Below are 17,289 nucleotides of genomic sequence, written 5' to 3' on the forward strand. Positions count from 1 at the left end.
CGTGTACAGCCCGCACCCGTCAGTGCATCTCTCCTGGTCAACGCTACGCAGAGTCCGACATCGTTGACCCTATGAAGTCAGCAACTCCCCCGAATGGGCATATGCCGCAACATCTCGCACCCGAACACGAGTTCACCATGCACTTCACCTCGACGTCGCGCGGTGCCCGCCTCGCCCGCCGACTCGTCTCACACCGTCTGAACGACTGGGGTCACCCCTACACGACCCCACTCAACGAAACGCTCACCCTCATCACTGCTGAACTCACCGCCAACGCCGTACGGCACGGCCACGTGCCCGACCGAGACTTCCACGTCCAACTCACCTTGGCCGAGGGCACCTTCCGCATCGAGGTGACTGACACCCTCACTGAGAAACGACCCTCGGCCAGTCTCCCGGCGGTCGACTCGCTTTCCGAGTCCGGCCGGGGCCTGCTCCTCGTCGCCGCCCTCGCGGACGACTGGGGCGTCGCTCCTCGCCGGGCCGCCCCGGGCAAGACCGTGTGGGCGGAGCTGCACGTACGGACAAAGGGCCACCCGCTTACGCAACGGGTGGCCCCTGAACCGACAGGTGTCGATCTACTTCTGGCTACTTCTTCGCTGCTGCGCGACGACCTCGGGTCATAGCCGGAGGACGCCAGCCGCGGAGGTCGTCGTCAGTGAGTCCGTGCTCGCCCTGCTTCTGCTGGCGGTAACCGGCGAAGAAGTCCGCCGGGGAGCCGCTGTAGAGCACGTCGAACTCGTTGTGCCACTGGTACAGCCACGGCTGGAGTTCCAGCAGGCCGGCGAGGAACGGCGTGATCTCCTCGGTGGACAGCGCGGTGTTGGTGAAGTACGTCGCCAGCGCCTGCGCCTGCTCCTTGTGGTCCCAGCCGGCCCACCCGTACAGCTCGGGGGTGGCGGCGTTGGCCTGCCCGTAGGAGATGAACCGCTCCTTGGGCACGTCCAGCTTGCCGCGCGCCTTCCAGTAGGACGAGCGGAGGAAATCGGCCGAGGTGTACTTCGGCGGCACGGGAATGGAGTCCCGGATCTTCCGCTTGGCGGGTTCGTCGGGCGCGGCATCCTCCTTGCGCTGAAGGTCCCACACGTCTTCCCAGTCGGCGCGCTTCTTCAGCCCGGAGGGCTTGTAGCGCAGGGCAGAAAGGAACGGCACGTGCTCGTCAGTGATCAGCTCGGCGACGACCTTCGCAAGTTCCTTGCGCGGCGCGTAGAGCTTGGCGACTGAGACGAAGTCCTCGTCGCGGGAGAGGACGTCGGTAAGCCGGGCCAGGGTGAGGATGGTGGGCTGGCCGTTCTCGTCGAACCAGAGGCCACGGTTCTCCATCCGGTCGAGCAGCCAGGAGCGCAGGGCCTTCTCTTGGAGAGCGTCCCATCCTTCTGTGGCCCAGCGGCGCTTGTACTCGGGGCGTTCGACCATCCCGATGGCACGGTTCGACTCGATCGCGTCGATCCGCTTCTGGACAACCTCGCGGTAAGGGGCTGGCCAGTGAGCAGGGATCTCCGTGATAGGGGTGGAGTTGTGCCGCTTGAACCACTCGTCGCTGGCCTCGCCTGCGGCTACACGGCGGGCGAGGACAATCTCGAAGGCGCGCTTACCAAGGGCGAGTTCAGGAATGTTGGGATCGCTAGGGTCTTCAGAGACACGAAGATCTTCGGAGTGGATGTCATAAAGAGAGTAAACCTGCCAGTCGAGCTCCTCTTGAAGGGAAATCATACGAGCACGAATACCCTCCCAAATCGCACGAGATTCCCGAAGAGTACTAAGATTGAGTCCTGACTTTGCAGCACTCCGCCCTGGGCTAGCTTCCGTCAGCTTCCCAGCCAGAGCATCCAAGAGAGCAGCGGTCCCTTCAGGGCAGGAGGCAGGAATCGGGAAGTGCCCCATAGGAGTTCCATTAAATTGATAGAAATCATCAAAAGGCAACGTACTCTGACGAGCCCCCTTCGAATCTACCGTACTCCCCATGTTATGACTAACCTGCTTAAGCCAAAATCCCGCAATAGAACTATTAAGCAACCCGAGAAGCTTCAAATGATCCTGCTCCGAGGCCTTCTCTGGAAGTTTAATCAAGGGGGCAGATCGACTAAATACATTACCCTCCCTGTTTAGAGTGAAATGATTGTGTGTCGCGACGAAAGCGAACACGATCGACCAAGTGTGAGATCCAACATCCTTAGGCAACTGATGCCACTCCCACCACGGACGGTGGTCACTAAAATACGTCCCTCCCGAGAAGGTCGCCCGATTTCCAAGCTCTGTACGCATCGGCCAAAGCCAGGAAGCAAGGCTCGGCCATTGAGAGATTGGAAGTGGCTTACGTTCAAAACTATAAGGATGGATCGAAAAATCTCCATCCGTAAACACATAGTCCCGCACTTCGTCGCCGACAACGAGACGCCTTGAACAATCGACTTCAGCCTTGACTCGCTGAAATACACGCTGGGGAGCCACCATTGCACTATCTGAACCCAAAATACCGTACGGGCCAATTCGATGCACATGTTCCTTTAGGACTCCACGCTTAGCAGATTCCATTTGATCAAGCAGCTCACGAGCCCCATCGGCCATCACCCAAGGATGAGTGTCGAAGTACCGGCCCCGCTCTAGGTCATCCACTGAGACCCATTGCCCAGAGGTTCCCGGATGGTCGATTTGCCTTACAATCGCACCCCAGACCTGCCCGTTTTCCCCTCGCTCTGGAGCGAACGGCTCACCTTGAATTCCACGCACGGTGCGAATAGTGCTTGATCGAGCGCCACCCTCACGACACCGCCCTACAAGGATAACGGTAGGCGTTCCGTGCCCTGGAATGTAAGCGCCCGAGGTGTCAATCACCTCCGTCAATTCAACTTTGTGACCGAAGTAATCTTCGATCAACTTTGCTCCAAACTCACGCCGCATGAAGGAGTTTGCGGTGATTTGGCCGACCATTCCATACCCAATCCCCTCAGCATTACCTCGCTTGGCGAGCTCGAAGAAGCGTTTGGCAAAGGGCACGGACAATGCATACTTGCCGGAACACACATCCTTGTAAAGATCTCGATAAAGAGCATTGAGACCCTTATCTTTAACCGTGATGTACGGCGGATTGCCAACCACTACATGGTATCGCCCCTGTCGCAGGATTTCCGGATGCTCGTGTACATCTTCCGTGGCATAGGCAAACGAGGCCAACGGAACCTCGCCCTCCCCCTCATGGCCGTCCAACGTCAACTCAAGCTGGCGGGCCTTAATAAGCGAGTCACCCACCGCCAAGTGGAGCGGCAAATCGTACTTCGCCGCATCCCTAATCGTGCGCACGCCGCTCGCTGCCATCGCCGCAGCTAGCAATCGAAACCGAGCAATAGCTACCGCAAACGGGTTGACGTCCACACCATGTACTGAGTCCAGCGCGGCTCGCACCCGCTCGTGTACGTCCTTTTCCGGGTGCCCCTCAGCCCACAGCCGTACCAACCGCCGAAACGCCCCCAGCACAAAGTGCCCCGACCCGCACGTAGGGTCGATCATCTTCAGTTCCTCGTACCCGAACTCCCGTACCGCCGGGTTCATCGTCCGGTCGAGGATGAATTCCTCCACGAACTCCGGCGTCTGGAGCAGCGCGTACGTCTTCCGCGCGGCCTCGCTCAAGTCCTGGTACAAGTCACCCAAGAACCGGGTGTCCCAGCCCTCGGTGCCGTCCTCGTTCAGCGGGTCGGTGAAGTCGTGGACGAGGACGCCCGCCTCATCGCGCTGGCGCCAGAATTCGACCAACTCGCGTGCACCGTAGTGCGACAGCGGGATCTGGTACAGCGGGTTGTACCGCTTGTCGAAGAGCAGGCGGCCGGCCTGACCCTGGCCCAGCTCGTCGAACGCCTTCTCCAGCCATCCCCGATACGTCGGATCGTTGTCCGACTCCACGTAGGCGTAATACCGCGCCTCCGCCAGCTCCCGCCGGTCTCCATCCGCGCCCGTCAGGTACGGCTCCGGGATCAGCCGGTTGTCCTCGCAGAACCGCACGAAGACCGTCCCCAGCACCCACGCCACCGCGACCTGGGTGACCCGCTCGTCCAGCCACGAGTTCCACGTCGCCGCCGTACGCCCGAGCTTGCGCGCCTGGTCGTACTCGGCCCGCAGCCGCGCGCCGACCTCACCGAGCGCCTTCACCTGCTTGCCGAGGTCGGCCTCGACCGCCTTGACCTGCTGCTTCAGGTCGTCCAACAGAGCCTTGCGGTCGATCACTTCGCGTCTCCCTCGACACCACTTGCCACAACCCCGCCGGACCCGCGATGGGCGTTGCCCACCCACGTGTCCGGAAGCTGGATCCACTCCCCCAGGCCGGCCTGGTACGGCACGGCCACCTGCCCGAGCCGGGGCTCGCGCGAGGGGTCGTTCTGCGGGACTAGGAGCCACAGCCCCCGCCCGCCCCGCCGGGCCGCCGACGCCAGCCGGTCCAGGACGCCCATCGCGTCGTACCGGGCGAACACCCCGGCCTCCGTCAGCAGGACCGGACCCGCACCGCCGCCACCGTCGCCCAACAACTCGGCGATCCGGGGCTCGACCGAGCCCCACGCCGTCCGCGCGTACTCCGCGAACCGCACCGCGCCCTTCGAGCCCGGCTCGGCGGCGTCCGCCTTGAGCAGGGTCTCCCAGGTCGGTTTGGTGCCCGGCGTGACCTGCCCGTGCAGGGCCTCCAGGAACAGCTCGGTCACCGACACCGCCCGCGCGCCCAACCGTTCGGCGCCCAGTTCCCGTACCGCGTCCCGCAAGAGCTGCTGCCGTACGGTCAGCACCCGATACCCGTCCCGGCGGGCCGAGGCGAGCAGCCGTTCCTCCGCACGCACCGCGCCCGCGAGCTGCGGGTCGTCCGCGTACCGCGTCACCGTGCCCGTGCGTGTCGACTGCCGCCACGCGCCCGTCGTGAGGTAGCTGGAGGCGTCCTCCACCCCCGTCGGCAGGTAGCGCAGCGTGCCCGTGTCCTCGCGCATGCTCAGCGACAGCTCGAAGCCCGCGTCGCGCAGCGCCTTGGTGAGCGGGCCGCCGGTCGGCAGTTCGTGGGTCGTGCCGCCGCGTCCGTCCGAGACGACCAGTTCGGGGAAGCGGACCCGGACCCGCTCGTGCACGTCCTCGCCGGTCAGGCCGGGCTGCCGCCCCTCCGGGACTCCCGGGATCCAGCGGACGAGCCCGGCCTGGGTAAGGCGCAGCGCCCGGACGAGCGACAGGTCGCGCGGGTAGATCTCCAGGCGCGGAGTGGCGGCGGCGTTCACCGACGCGGCGGCGGCCAGTTCCACCATGCGCCGCTCGTCCCAGTCGACGGCACCGGGCGGGACCGTCAGCGCACCCAGTTCGGCCAGGACGGTCGCGGCCGTCGGCAGGGTGTCCAGCCGAGCGAGCCGGTCCGCCGTCCTGCCGAGGCGGGTCGCGTAGTCGAGCAGGCCGGGCGCGGTCGGGGTGTCCGGGGCGTCGTTTTCGCGCACGTCGAGGGCGAGCAGGCCGGCGCCCAGGGACTCGTCGGTCGCCTTGCGGTTCGGCTGGTGCTGGAACTCGGCCTCCTGTGGCACCAGTTGCTCGGCCTCGACGACGGCCCGTACCGCCGCCAGGGCCATCGCCCGCCGCTGCTCGCGCCCGGCGAGGTGCGTGCCGCGTCGCACGGCCAGCGCGTCCGCGATCTCCACGGCGGAGGCGACGCGCCCCATGCTCACGAGCAGGTCGATGATCTCGTCGCGCAGTGCCTGGACGGCGGGTTCCGCCTTCCAGCGCTTGCGCTCGTCCTTGAGCATCTGCGGGATGCGGCCGTGGCTGAGGCCGAGCGCGTCGGCGACGTCCTTCTGCTTCGGCCATACGCCGATGCCGGGCAGGACGCCGTGCTCGTCGGGCAGGCGCAGCAGGAGCCGCACCATCTCCGCCTTGTTGCGGTTGGAGCCGTTGTTGTTGACGGCCGGCACGAAGACGGTGGCGAGGGTGTCGAGGCTGACGGAGCGCAGGGTGCGGGCGGACAGCGCGCCCGCCGACTCGCCCGTCGCGAGTTGTCCGACGAGGGCGGACTCGGCGGCGGTGAGCTGTTCCAGCTCCTCCTTCGCCTCCGCCCGGCCCTTCGGTGTGAGCGGGGAGACGGGGACCTCGCGCAGCCGCTCGCCCCATTCCCGCTGCCGCTGCTGGACCTCGTTACGGGTCTTGGCGCCGAGGCCGGGGGCGTTGACGAGCTTGCGGCGGCTGTAGTCGAGAAGTTCGCCGACCGTCGTCAGGCCCAGGCCGTAGAGGAAGGACTGGGCGGCAGGCGTGAGGCCGGAGACGGTCAGCGGGGTGTCGCGGGTGACCTCGGCGGCGAGGCGGTCGCGCTGCTGCTCGGCGGTCTCCGGCTCGGCGTCCGCGATGCCCGCGGCGGCGCCCTCGGCGGGCGCGGTCCCGTCGGCGGGGGCCGTGGGGCGGGTGCGGTGGCTGGAGGGGACGGTCTGTGAGGCGTCGAGGAAGACCTTGCGCCAGGCGTCCCGCATCGGCTTCAGCTCGGGGAATCGCTTGCCCGCGTCGCGGTGCAGGGCCTTCTGGAAGAAGGCGACGAGACCGTCCCGTACGGCCGGGTCGAAGGCCTCGGCCGCGATGGTCGGGTGCGGCCACTCCTTCGGGTCGGTCATGCGGGGCAGGACGCTGCCGTCGCCCCACTTGGGCAGCTCGCCGGAGGCCATCTGGTGCAGGGTGACGGCGACGGCGTACCGCTCGGCGTGGGAGTCGTAGGAACCGCGTGTGATGACGTCGACGAAGGGGTCGAGGTAGCCGTCGGTGCCCGCGTCGGTGTTCTTCGCGGGGTACCCGGCCAGCGAGAAGTCGATGAGGACCAGCTCGCGGGTGCGGTTGGGGCGGATGCGGACGGCGATGTTGTCGGGCTTGATGTCCCGGTGCCAGACACCCTCGCCCTCGAGGAAGTCGACGGCGCCGAAGAGGTAGTCGCCATACGCCTCGAGCTGGTCGACCGGGAGGCGTCCGTGCTCGCGGAGCTGGCGGGCGACGGTCTCCTCGCGGCGGCGCGGGCGGGCCGCGCCCTCTGCGCCCTGGCCGTCGTCGTCGCGCTCGTCGCCGACGTACTCCAGGGCCAGGACGGTGCGGCCGGCGATGTGCAGCGGCTCGGGCTCGACGAGGCGGATGATGCCGGAGTGGGGGCGCAGGCGGCGCATGGCCTCGGCCTCGCGGACGAGGATCTCGCCGCGGCTGTCGGAGAGGGCTACCTTCAGCACGGCCAGCGGGCGGGTCTTCCGGGCCTCCGCCTCCAGGTCGCGGACGAGGAAGGCGCGGCTGGTGGAGCCGGTGCCGAGGCGGCGGCGAATCTCCCACCGGCCGGCGAGCACGTCACCGGCGACGGCCTCCAGCGGATCCTTGTCGGCGGCCTCCCCGGTCTCCTCCTCGGTGTGCCCGTCGAGGGCCGCGGCGGGGGCGGTGAGGGAGTCCTCGACGACCTCCAGCAGTTCCAGGAACTCGTCGACGCTGGAGAGACGCTGGCCGGGGCGGTAGGCGGTGGCGGCCTGCACCAGCTCGTCCACGTCCTCGGACAGGCCGTCCACCAGGGAGCTGGGGCGCAGGCCCTCGCCCGCCTCCAGGCGGGCCAGCAGCTCGGCCTGGCTGGCGGCCGGGGCCTTGCCGGTGACCAGCAGGTAGGTGAGGACGCCGAGCCCGTACACGTCGAGGTAGACCGGGTCGGGGTTGAGGGCGGTGAGCTCCGGCGCGAGGTAGGCGTCGGCGTCGTCGGACAGGTGCATGGCGGACAGGGCGGTCGGCGCGAATCGGGTCATGCCCTGGCCCTGCGAGGAGTCGCCGCTGCGCTGGGTGGCGATCTGCCAGTCGGAGATCTGCAGCTGCGGGGTGAGCCAGGCGACCTCCTCCCCGACAGCCTGCCCCTTCCGGCCGCGCGGCCGGGGGACGACGTGGACGGAGCGTGCGGCGAGCGCGCGGTGATGGATGCGGCTGGCGTGCGCGGAGCGCATCGTCTCGGCGAGCTGGCGCACCAGTGCCATCCGGCCCAGAATGTCCAGCTTCTCCCCGTACTGGACCAGGTACTCGTCCAGCTTCAGGGTGTCCGGGTGGTAGTCGAAGATCAGCGCGGGACCGGCGGCGTGCCCGGAGGGGAAGTACTGCTTGAGCTGGACGACACCCGGATGCTTGAACCTGCCCAGCACCGCGGCCTCGCGCCGGGCGGCGTTCTCCACGGACTGGCGCAGGGAGGCGTCGGAGCCGCGCTCGCTGAGGTAGATCCGCACGCGCGCGGCCTCGGGCAGGTCGCTGTGGTCGGCGAGGTAGTCGGCCCAGGTAGGGCCGGAATCGAAGGCCTTCCGCTTCAGCTCGTACGGGCCGACCTTGTACTGGGCGTCGCTCTTGCGGATGCCGATGTTCTTCAGGGCTCCCGCGACCTCGCGCGAGCTGATTGCGGTGACGCGGCGGCGCTCGTCGGCGGGGGGCTGCTTGAGCATGTCGACCAGCTCGTCGACGGTGTACACGCCGTTCTGGTCATAGGCAGGCAGCCGGACGCGGAGGCTGTTGTCGGTGAAGCAAACGGCCTCGGCGACCCAGACCCGCTTGGCGCCGGTCTGGGCGAGCAGGCCGGCCAGCTCTTTGGCCTTGCGGTTGACCAGGTGCAGCGGGTTGCCGTGGGTACGGCGGTAGCCACCGGGCGTCGTCTGGACCCAGGTGCCGTTCTCGGAGGTGACCGAGCCGTGCCAGTCCTTCAGCTCGATCATGCAGAGGCCGCCGGGGGCGACGACCAGCAGGTCGACCTCCCGGACGTGGCCGGTGTTCGCGGTGAAGGTGAAGTTCGACCAGGCACGCCAAGGGTCGGAGTCCGGCAGCTTCTCCCGGATCGCTTCCAGGCCGCGGCGTTCGTGCTCGAACTCTGACTCGGTGACCGTGACCCACCGGCCTTCCCGCATGCCCGTTCCCCGCTCTTCGTGTCCTTCGAGGCTGACCGTTCCCTGTGGTCAGGCCCTCGGCAGATCCTAGTGGTTGCCTGGGACATGAGAAGAGGTGGTGAAGGACGGGACTATAGGACATACAGCCCGCACGAGAAGAACGGCTCGTTCTGCATCACGCCAACACGGGCACCGATTCCAACATTTCCATGACAGAAATGGACAAAACGCGCTTACAGCAGCGTCATAAACAAGCTGGCCCGAGTACGCGCTGACCGGAATCAGGTTCGTCCTCCTTCTCTGTCAATAGGCTCCCTCTTTCGCATGTTCCCTCTACCGACACATGTCAGGGTATGAGCCGATCACCTCGGGGGTGGAGATGACGCAGGAGGCGACACGTCCGTATCCGGTGGACGAGCTGCTGTCCGCGGTCCGGCTGGAGGTCGCTGCCGAACTGCGCAGCGACGGCAAGGACAATCAGAAGGTGGCGTTGTCGAAGGGGCGCCGTACGTCGTCCGCCGAGGACCGCCACGAGTACCTGTTCCAGTGCCGAAGGTGGCAGGACGGCCTCGACGGCAAACCCGTGCTGGTCCGGCCGTCCCGGTCCACCGACGAATGGGCGGAGGCGGAGGCGAAGCGGCTACCGGACGGCAATGTGCGCCTCATCACCGCCGTCGATCTGGGGAACGCTCCGGCGAACGTCCAGATCCGTGAGGACGACGCGGCCGGCTGGCGTGCCCTCGCTGAGCGGTTGGAGACGGTGGGGCAGCCGGAACACCCGGTGCGCGTGGAGAGTGCCGGATGGATGGTGGGCCGTGGCAACCCTCGCCTCAGCAGCGAGCGGTCGATGGCCCGCTGGGTGGCAAACTGGGGGTCTTTGCAGCTCAATTCCGGACAACGTCAGGCCGTCGCCCAGGCTCTTGCCTCCGAGGTCACCTTCCTGTGGGGACCGCCGGGCACAGGCAAGACCGATGTCGTCGGACACATCATCGAGGGCAGCTACCGACAGGGGCTCACGGTCCTCTTCCTGGCACCGACCAAGGTCGCCGTGGATCAGGCGCTGGAGCGTGTCTGCGATCTTCTCTCCTCGGAGACTGCCTTCTCGACCGGCCTCGTCCAGCGCGCCGGGGAGATCACCGTGCCCTCGTTGCAGGACAGGTACGGAGAGCAGGTCGACCAGGACCGGATCGCGGCGCGGCTCTCCGCCTCGCTGGACGCGTCCCTCGCCGAACGCGCCGAGGAGTTGCGCACCACGCGTGCGGGTATCGCCAGACACGAGAAGGTGGGCGGTCTTCGTACCCGACTCGCAACGGCACAGCTGCAGCAGACACAAGCTGAACAGAGCCGCGACGCCGCACACTCCGCCCAGCACTCGGCACACAGGGAAATCGCCGAGCAGACTGCCCTGATCGAGAAGATCGGTGTGCCGCGCGGCCTGTTCTCCGAGCGCAAGCAGCGTCAACTGGACAATGCCCGCGCGGCCGTAGCCAGTGGCCGCACCCGGCTGGAATCGATCGCATCGAACCTCGCCGCAGCCGAGCGCACCCGGCAGCGCTCCCTGACCGAGGCGACCCGGCTCAGGTCCGCCCTGTCGGCAGAGGAGGCCGCTTTGTCCGGCCTGCCGGAGCGGACGGTGCTGGTCTCGCGGGCCGACCTGCTGCAACAGGAGATCAACTCGCTTGAGGAGCAGCGACGGAAGATCAAGGACGCGGTCCGCCTACAGTGCCGGGTACTCGGTGCCACCGTGGCCAAAGCCGTCCAGTCACGCAAACTGCTCGACCGCGTGGACGTGGTCGTCATTGATGAGGCCGGGATGGTCGACCTTCCCTCCGCCTGGTACGCGGCGGGTCTCGCTGGAAAACGGGTCGTCGTGGCGGGCGACTTCCGTCAGCTGCCGGCCGTGACCAAGGGCAGCAGCGACCGCAAGGCCACGCCGGCGGAACGCGACCACGCGCTGCTGTGGTGTGCGCGGGACGTCTTCCACGCCGCCGGACTGGTCGGCGAGTCCGGGTCCGTACGGCCGGACGCCCGGCTCGTGGCACTGAACACCCAGTATCGAATGCGCGGCCCCATCTGCGACGTGGTCAACACGGTCGCCTACCCGGACGCCCCCTTGTCCACAGGACGGGGAGGCTACTCACGCGTTCCATTCAATCCACTGGTCGACGCGCCGGTGATCCTCATCGACACCTCGAAGCAACGGATTGCCGGGCGCGACCATCGCACCAACACGGTGCACGAGGCGGCTGTCCACGAACTCGTCCGCGGTCTTCAGTACGAGGGGGTCCTGCCCGGCCGCAAGGCAGAAAGCGTGCCCGCCGGGGAGCAGGCCACCGACCGGCTGGCGGTGATCGCTCCTTACCGTGCCCAGGTACAGGCCCTCAAGAGCAGCCTGACGTACCGCTTCGGACAGTCGTACGAAGGTCTCGTGGACACCGTCCACCGGTTCCAGGGGAGCCAGCGTCCGATTGTCATCCTCGACACCACGGCGGGCTCGGGCAGAGCACCGGGCTTCTTCTTCAACGGCAGCGGCCTGTCCTCGCACACCTGCCGTCTCCTCAACGTCGCGCTGAGCCGGGCTCAGGACCATCTCGTCGTCCTTGCAGACGTCGAGCACCTCCGCGAGCATCTGGCTGCGGGCAGCGAGGCGCTGCGCATGCTCGACCACCTCGAGGCGAAGGCGCAGTGCATGTCTGTGGACCAGCTCATCCCCGTCCGCGACGCCGCGCAACTGTCGGCGCTGTCCGACGAGGAATTGGCACGGCCCGCCTTCTTCCCCGCCGACGAGGTCCCTGCGGCGGTCCAATGGGATATCGCTCGGGCCACACGCACCATCGAGTTGTACTCACCGTTCCTCGATCGCCAGCCCGTCCGGACCTGGTCCGCGCAGCTCGCGAAGCGGGTCGTGGACGGTGTGCAGGTGACCGTCAAGACCCGTGCCCCGCAGGAGCAGACGACCGAGGCCGCGGCGGAACGTGTCCAGGGCCTGGTCGACGAACTACGGGCGGTGGGCTGCCTGGTCGAGTTCCGAGAACGGATGCACGAGAAGGTGCTGATCCTGGACGGCAGCGTGCTGTGGCACGGCTCGCTCAATTTGCTGGCCAACAAGGGTCCCACCGACCTGATGATGCGCCTGACGGACCCGGTGGCGTGCGAGCGGGTGGGGCGGGTGATCGAACGTGCCCGCAAGGAAAGAGCGGCGTGGAACCCGAGAACGACAGGTAGGGGAAAGACCGGCGTGGGGGACAGCACCGCTGAAGGACGGCTGTATCTCGACGTCCCCTACGCGGACAAGGACGAGGCCAAGAAGCAGCTCGGCGCGCGATGGGATGCCACCCGCCGCAAGTGGTACGTGGACGCCGCCAAGGTCAGCCGGGAACAGGCCGCACGGTGGCTGCCGTCGTCGTAATTCTTGTCAGGCGATGGGCGACGATCGGGATTGCGTCGTACGGCCAAGGGCTCCTCTCCTTCCACGGCCGCACAACCAGGTGTGCAGTAGAGTGACTTGTGCTGTGCACCTTCCCCGAGGGGTACGAGTGCAGAGTTCATGCGCCAGTCAATGGCATATGAGCAGTGATGGTGTATCGCCGTACGTCTGCGTGCGGTGTGTGAGCGGATGCCCGGTGGGCCGTCCCCCCACCATTCCTGTTCACCGCCAAGGAGTGGTCACGTATGGACCCTGTTGAGTACCAGCCTGCACGTTGCGCCCGGATCCGCAAGGTCCTGGCGAACGTCGCCGTCAATGTGGTCGCCAACCTGTTGGTGGCCGCCATGATGTCGGCAGCGCACCTGCTCTTCTGAAGCAGGCGAGTGGCGGGCGCGCTCGGGGGCCCGCCACTCCATTCTTTTCGCCGAAGGCTCAGAACAACATCATTTCATTCTTCAGTTTCGCCTTGTTCCGTGCACGTCGAGCCCTGCGCCCCTGCGAGCCCCCAACGTGGCGGAGAGTCCTCAGTTCGGGTGGGATGGACTCCCGAGTGGGCCTGAGGCCGTGGACGTCGGTCTCACCGACCAGTTTCTTGAGGTACTTCCTGGTCTCCTCGTCCGTGGAGTAGACCACGGTTGCTCTGCTCGCCCTGGTCAACAGAACGTGGTAGGCATGCCGAACACAGCGCTCGAAGTCGTCATCGTCGAGTGTGCTCACACGCACCTTCGGATCGACCGATCCCGGCTTCGCCACCCGCTTCACACCGGTCTCCCGGTCCTTTCGCAGCTTTCCCCTCTGGAAGACCCAGCGGTCGGTGCGCCAGACCATGTCGTCTCCCATGATCACGCCGCACCAGTCCCATTCGAGCCCTTGCGCCGTGTAAACACAGCCGATCTGCCCGATTCCCGCGTCGTGCACAGACCAGATCTTCGACGGTGGCTCGCCGTTGGCGCAGAAGGACGCGCTGTCGGCGTTCCACGGACGGTGCCACCCTTCGATACGCACGTCGTTCTGAAGGCTCTTTTTCTTGTCCGGCTTGCTCCAGGGCCAGCAGAAGCCGGCCACCATCCGGGCAGTCGCTCCGGCGTCGAACTCGGCACGGACAATGTGCTCCATCTCGTCAGGCGTATCAACGACCTCGATGTGCATGAGGCCGTCCGGAACCCACTCGTGTGCCTTCTCCGGCGAAACACCGAGCAGCGCCCGGACCCAGCGAAGGTAGGCGTCACTGCCTCCGCAGCGGTACTGCTCCACCAGATGGTATTGACGGAAGACGGCATCATGGCGTTGTGCTGCTTCCTTGATGAGCTGCGCCGTGCCCACGTCGTGCGGGCGCACCGTCTGAGCTCCGTCGAGGAAGAACACGGTCAGGCGGGACGCCTTGAGGAGTTCGTCCACCTGTGGCTCCGTGCCGTGCTTCTCGGCGGGCAGACGCCAGTTCTTGGACATGTCCCGTAGCCGGTGCGCCTCGTCGCAGATCAGCACGTCCAGCGGCGGCTCCGGCGTCTCGACGAAAGCACCGAAGTGCGTGAATCGCTTGCGGAACTCGGCCTCGGTGTATCCGACGTTCTCCTTGATGGCAGCGTTGAAGGCCCGCGATCCGCTCGCGTACATCACCGTTCGCCCGGCGCCTTCGAGGTCGGCTCGCAGCTGAAGCCCGATCGCGCTCTTCCCAGTGCCTGCGCCCCCGGTGACAAGAAAGACCGCGCGCTGTGGGCGTGGGACGAGTGCCTCGCGGTCCGGGCTGTCCAGAATCAGTTCGGACGCCTCAAGTACGTCGTCGGCCACCTCCTTCTGCCTGTCTCTCAGGGTGAAGACGGTGTCCTCCCCGTTCGAGTTGACCATAGCGTCGAGCAGCGGCGTGTTTCGGAGGTTCATCCGCTGCAGGATGTACTCGGCGGCCGAGTAGTTGTCCCCGGCAGCGAAGTGAGATTGCAGGTCCTTGAGGAGTCTGGCCCGGGTGTCCCTGGTGTAGGTATGGGCGTACGGTCCGGTGGGGGCGTCGACCCCGAGCAGTGGCCGGACGGAGTCGTCCGTGGCGTTGTGGAGATATGCGAAGCCGCCGCATTCGAACTGCAGCCCGTTGAGTGGTCCGGCGGGACCGGTGAACAGTGAGTGGTATTCACCGAGTTGAAGAGCAGGATGTGCGACGGGATCTTCGATTCCCGGTACGTACACGAGGTCAGCTGTCGCGGCCTCCACCCTCGTCACCGACGACCATTGCTTCAGCTCGACGAGTTGTACGGAGAGGTTGCCTTCCACGGGATGTCTGCCCACGAGGACCACATCAATCAGCCCCGGCCGGTTAGCCCCTTCGGACGAGTCCACCGTCGGAGAACACTCGACGATCATCTCGACGTTGCCGCGCTCAGCAGCAACCAGGTCCTGGGCGAGCGCGACAAGACTTTCAGCCCATGCTGCGCGCTCTCCGTCGGAGGACTCGCCCCGTTGGAAGTGCACCCAACGGGCCGCCAGGTGGGGCACCAGGCGACGTCGTTCGTTCAGGGCGAGCAGATCCTGTGCTGCCAATCGCAGCAGGAGCATGGGCAAGAGGACGACCCCCCAGAGCACGAGTGACTCGTGCGGGTGGGGGCGTGTCCATGCAGGAAGCCCGTCGGGCCGCAACCGGTATCGGGGATCTTAACGGGTGGAAACCGTCAGACCGAAGCCAAGTGCCGAGTTGAACCTCCCGCGAGCTGACGCAGCTTTTCTCTCGTCTCAGGGTCCGTCGAGAAGACGACCGTGCCCACCATGCCCCGTGTCAGCAGCACCTTGTAGGTGTTGCGGATCAGGCGGTCGACGTCGTCGTCGGAAGTCGACTTCCTGAAGACCGGGTCTTTCGACGCCGTACGGTCAGTGATCCAACGGTCGCCTCGCCACAGCAGGTCGGGGCCGATGATGACGCCGGACCAGTCGTATTCGAAACCCTGGGCCGTGTAGACGCAGCCGACCTGGCCGAAACCGGCCGGGTCGGTTGCCCACAGGGCGGCCGGCGGTGCACCGGAGACGGAGCGGTCACCACGCAGGTTCCAGGGGCGGGCCCAATCGCCGATGACGACGTCGGATGGGAGAGGGCTTCCCGGCTTGGGTTCCGGCGACCAGCGCCAGCAGTAGCCAGCGGACATGCGGGCGCCATATCCCCGGTCACGCTGCGCCTCGAGGAACGCCTCCATCTCCTGCGGACTGTCCGCGACCAGCAACTGCATACGGTCGTCGGGTTCCCAGACAACGGGCCCGCCGGGTTCCAGGCCAAGCAGACGGACCACCCACCGCAGGTAGGCGTCGCTGCCACCACAGCGGAACTGGCTGTCCAGAGGGACGACGTGGCAAGGGATGTTCCGCCTCGCCGCGGCCTCCTTGATGTCCGCCACGGTGCCCATCTCACCGGGACGCACTACCTGATGCTCATCCAGGAAGAAGACGGGTACATAGGCGACGTCGATGAGTTCGTCGATCTGTGCCCTGCCGGTGCGGAGCGCGGCTCGGGTGTAGCGGTTGGCCGAGGTCTCCCGGATACGGTGGGCCTCATCGCAGACCAGCGCACCCAGGCTGTTCTTCTCTGCCGTCATGAAGCTGTTGAAGTATTTGAAGAGGTCCTGGACCTCTCGCTTGCGAGCTCCGGCGATCTTCCGCATCGTCTTCGTGAAGGACTGGGAACCGGTGGCATGCAGTGCGGGTACCCCGCGCCGGTAGAGCTCCCCGAGCAGTTGGAGGGCGATAACGCTCTTGCCGGTTCCGGGACCTCCCGTGACGATGACGACTTCCTTGCGGTCGGCGTTCTTCGCCTTCTGGACGGCATTGAGCACCATCCGGTACGCGACCTGCTGCTCGTCCAGGAGTACGAACTGCGTGCGCTCTCGCACCTCCTCCGCGGCTACGGACATCAGCTGCTTCGAGGGCACCTGTACACCGTCGCACAACTCGTCCGCCGCACGCGCGCCCGAATGCTTCTCGCTGAGCCTCGTACGGAGGTGCTCGATGAACGCACCGCGGCGTTCCCCCGTGAAGAGCAGTCCGTTGCCATCCCTCTCGATCTCCCGCAGACCGGTCACCCCGAACTCGGTGGCGTTGTGCAGGAAGGACACCCCGTTCACCCTGTGGCCATACTCCGAGACGGCCCCGTTGAAGTTGACCAGGTACTCGCAGTACCGGCGCACCTGCTCAATGGGGTTGAGGACGGGGTGAGCGTAGGCGTCCACGTGGCACAACGTCGGGTCGTCCTCGGCCGGGAGTGCCTGGCTCCACTGCTTCAGCTCCACCACGACATACGACGGCTCACCCGTAGCCGGATGCACGCCGGCGAGTACGACGTCCGCGCGCTTGCTGTTCAGTGGAAGCGCGTATTCGAGCATGACCTCGACGTCACCGAGACCCGCATCGTTGAGGACCGCAGTCAGCGCGGGGATGCTCCGCTCCCAGGAGCGGACCTCCGCTGCGTTGGGCCGGTAACCATGCATGTGGACGAATTGCTCGGTGAGATGCAGGTAGAGCGAGCTGTCGAGCGCCCTCGCGGCGATCGATTTGGCGGACTCGCGGAACAGCAAGGACTTCCCCCAGGCAGCACGAAGTGACTCGTGCGGGTGGGGGCATGTCCTTCGAGACTCCACCGGAGTGGAGCGGAAGCCCGTCGGGCCGCGTTGGTGATGCCGTCGAGATTACCTGGTGGCACTGACAGGCCCCCTGGGTGGCCATCGAGATATTGGGTTCTCAGCAGGGCAGGCGGCGTCAAGTGGCTGCCGAGGCTTCGAGTAGCCGAGGAAAGGACCAGGGAAGGGGCGAGGACATCGGTCTGGGCACCGTCCGTCGTTCGGCTCGCGAGCTTGCCACGTACAGGATGTTCACGGGGAGTCCACAGGTCGACTCCACTGATTGTGGTTCACTACCGACGCGCGACAGAACGTGACGATCTGTCAACCGAAAGGTACTGAACCAGTGCACATGAGCCGCACTCGCAGTGCTGCCGCCGCCTTACTGCTCTCGGTGGCACTGATACCA

7 protein-coding genes are annotated in these 17,289 nt (G+C 66.3%); 3 read left to right on the forward strand and 4 right to left on the reverse strand.

All coding sequences use genetic code 11. The annotated features are described in order from the left end of the window. Positions 1 to 101 precede the first annotated feature (101 nt). A complete protein-coding gene (locus GTW67_RS35450; protein WP_161168818.1) occupies positions 102 to 626 on the forward strand; it encodes an ATP-binding protein in 525 nt (174 codons plus the stop codon). Here GTW67_RS35450 and pglX read toward each other — a convergent pair. After that, on the reverse strand, positions 589 to 4,218 hold the full coding sequence (gene pglX / locus GTW67_RS35455; protein ID WP_161168819.1) for a BREX-2 system adenine-specific DNA-methyltransferase PglX: 3,630 nt from the start codon (positions 4,216 to 4,218) through the stop codon (positions 589 to 591). The genes GTW67_RS35450 and pglX overlap by 38 nt on opposite strands. Further along, a complete protein-coding gene (gene pglW / locus GTW67_RS35460) occupies positions 4,215 to 8,888 on the reverse strand; it encodes a BREX system serine/threonine kinase PglW (RefSeq protein WP_161168820.1) in 4,674 nt (1,557 codons plus the stop codon). The genes pglX and pglW overlap by 4 nt, the downstream gene beginning before the upstream one ends. A gap of 358 nt (positions 8,889 to 9,246) precedes the next feature. Between pglW and GTW67_RS38020 the strand changes: the two genes are divergently transcribed. Continuing rightward, the gene (locus tag GTW67_RS38020) at positions 9,247 to 12,276 is read left to right on the forward strand and encodes an AAA domain-containing protein (RefSeq protein ID WP_161168823.1); all 3,030 of its coding nucleotides are present in this window, start codon (positions 9,247 to 9,249) and stop codon (positions 12,274 to 12,276) included. 263 nt (positions 12,277 to 12,539) lie between these two features. Next, positions 12,540 to 12,668, forward strand: coding sequence for a DUF6408 family protein (locus GTW67_RS38025; RefSeq protein ID WP_237519183.1), 129 nt, complete (start codon positions 12,540 to 12,542; stop codon positions 12,666 to 12,668). A gap of 58 nt (positions 12,669 to 12,726) precedes the next feature. On the opposite strand, the gene GTW67_RS35470 is transcribed toward GTW67_RS38025, so the two are convergent. Together GTW67_RS35470 and GTW67_RS35475 are read right to left on the reverse strand one after the other, a co-directional pair. After that, on the reverse strand, positions 12,727 to 14,838 hold the full coding sequence (locus GTW67_RS35470) for a DUF2075 domain-containing protein (protein ID WP_161168821.1): 2,112 nt from the start codon (positions 14,836 to 14,838) through the stop codon (positions 12,727 to 12,729). A 113-nt stretch (positions 14,839 to 14,951) separates the two neighbouring features. Further along, positions 14,952 to 16,838, reverse strand: a complete 1,887-nt coding sequence (locus tag GTW67_RS35475; protein WP_161168822.1) for a DUF2075 domain-containing protein — start codon at positions 16,836 to 16,838, stop codon at positions 14,952 to 14,954. Positions 16,839 to 17,289: the final 451 nt, after the last annotated feature.

Origin of the sequence: Streptomyces sp. SID5910, assembly GCF_009862125.1 — a bacterium.
In the GTDB taxonomy this organism is placed as follows: Bacteria; Actinomycetota; Actinomycetes; order Streptomycetales; family Streptomycetaceae; genus Streptomyces.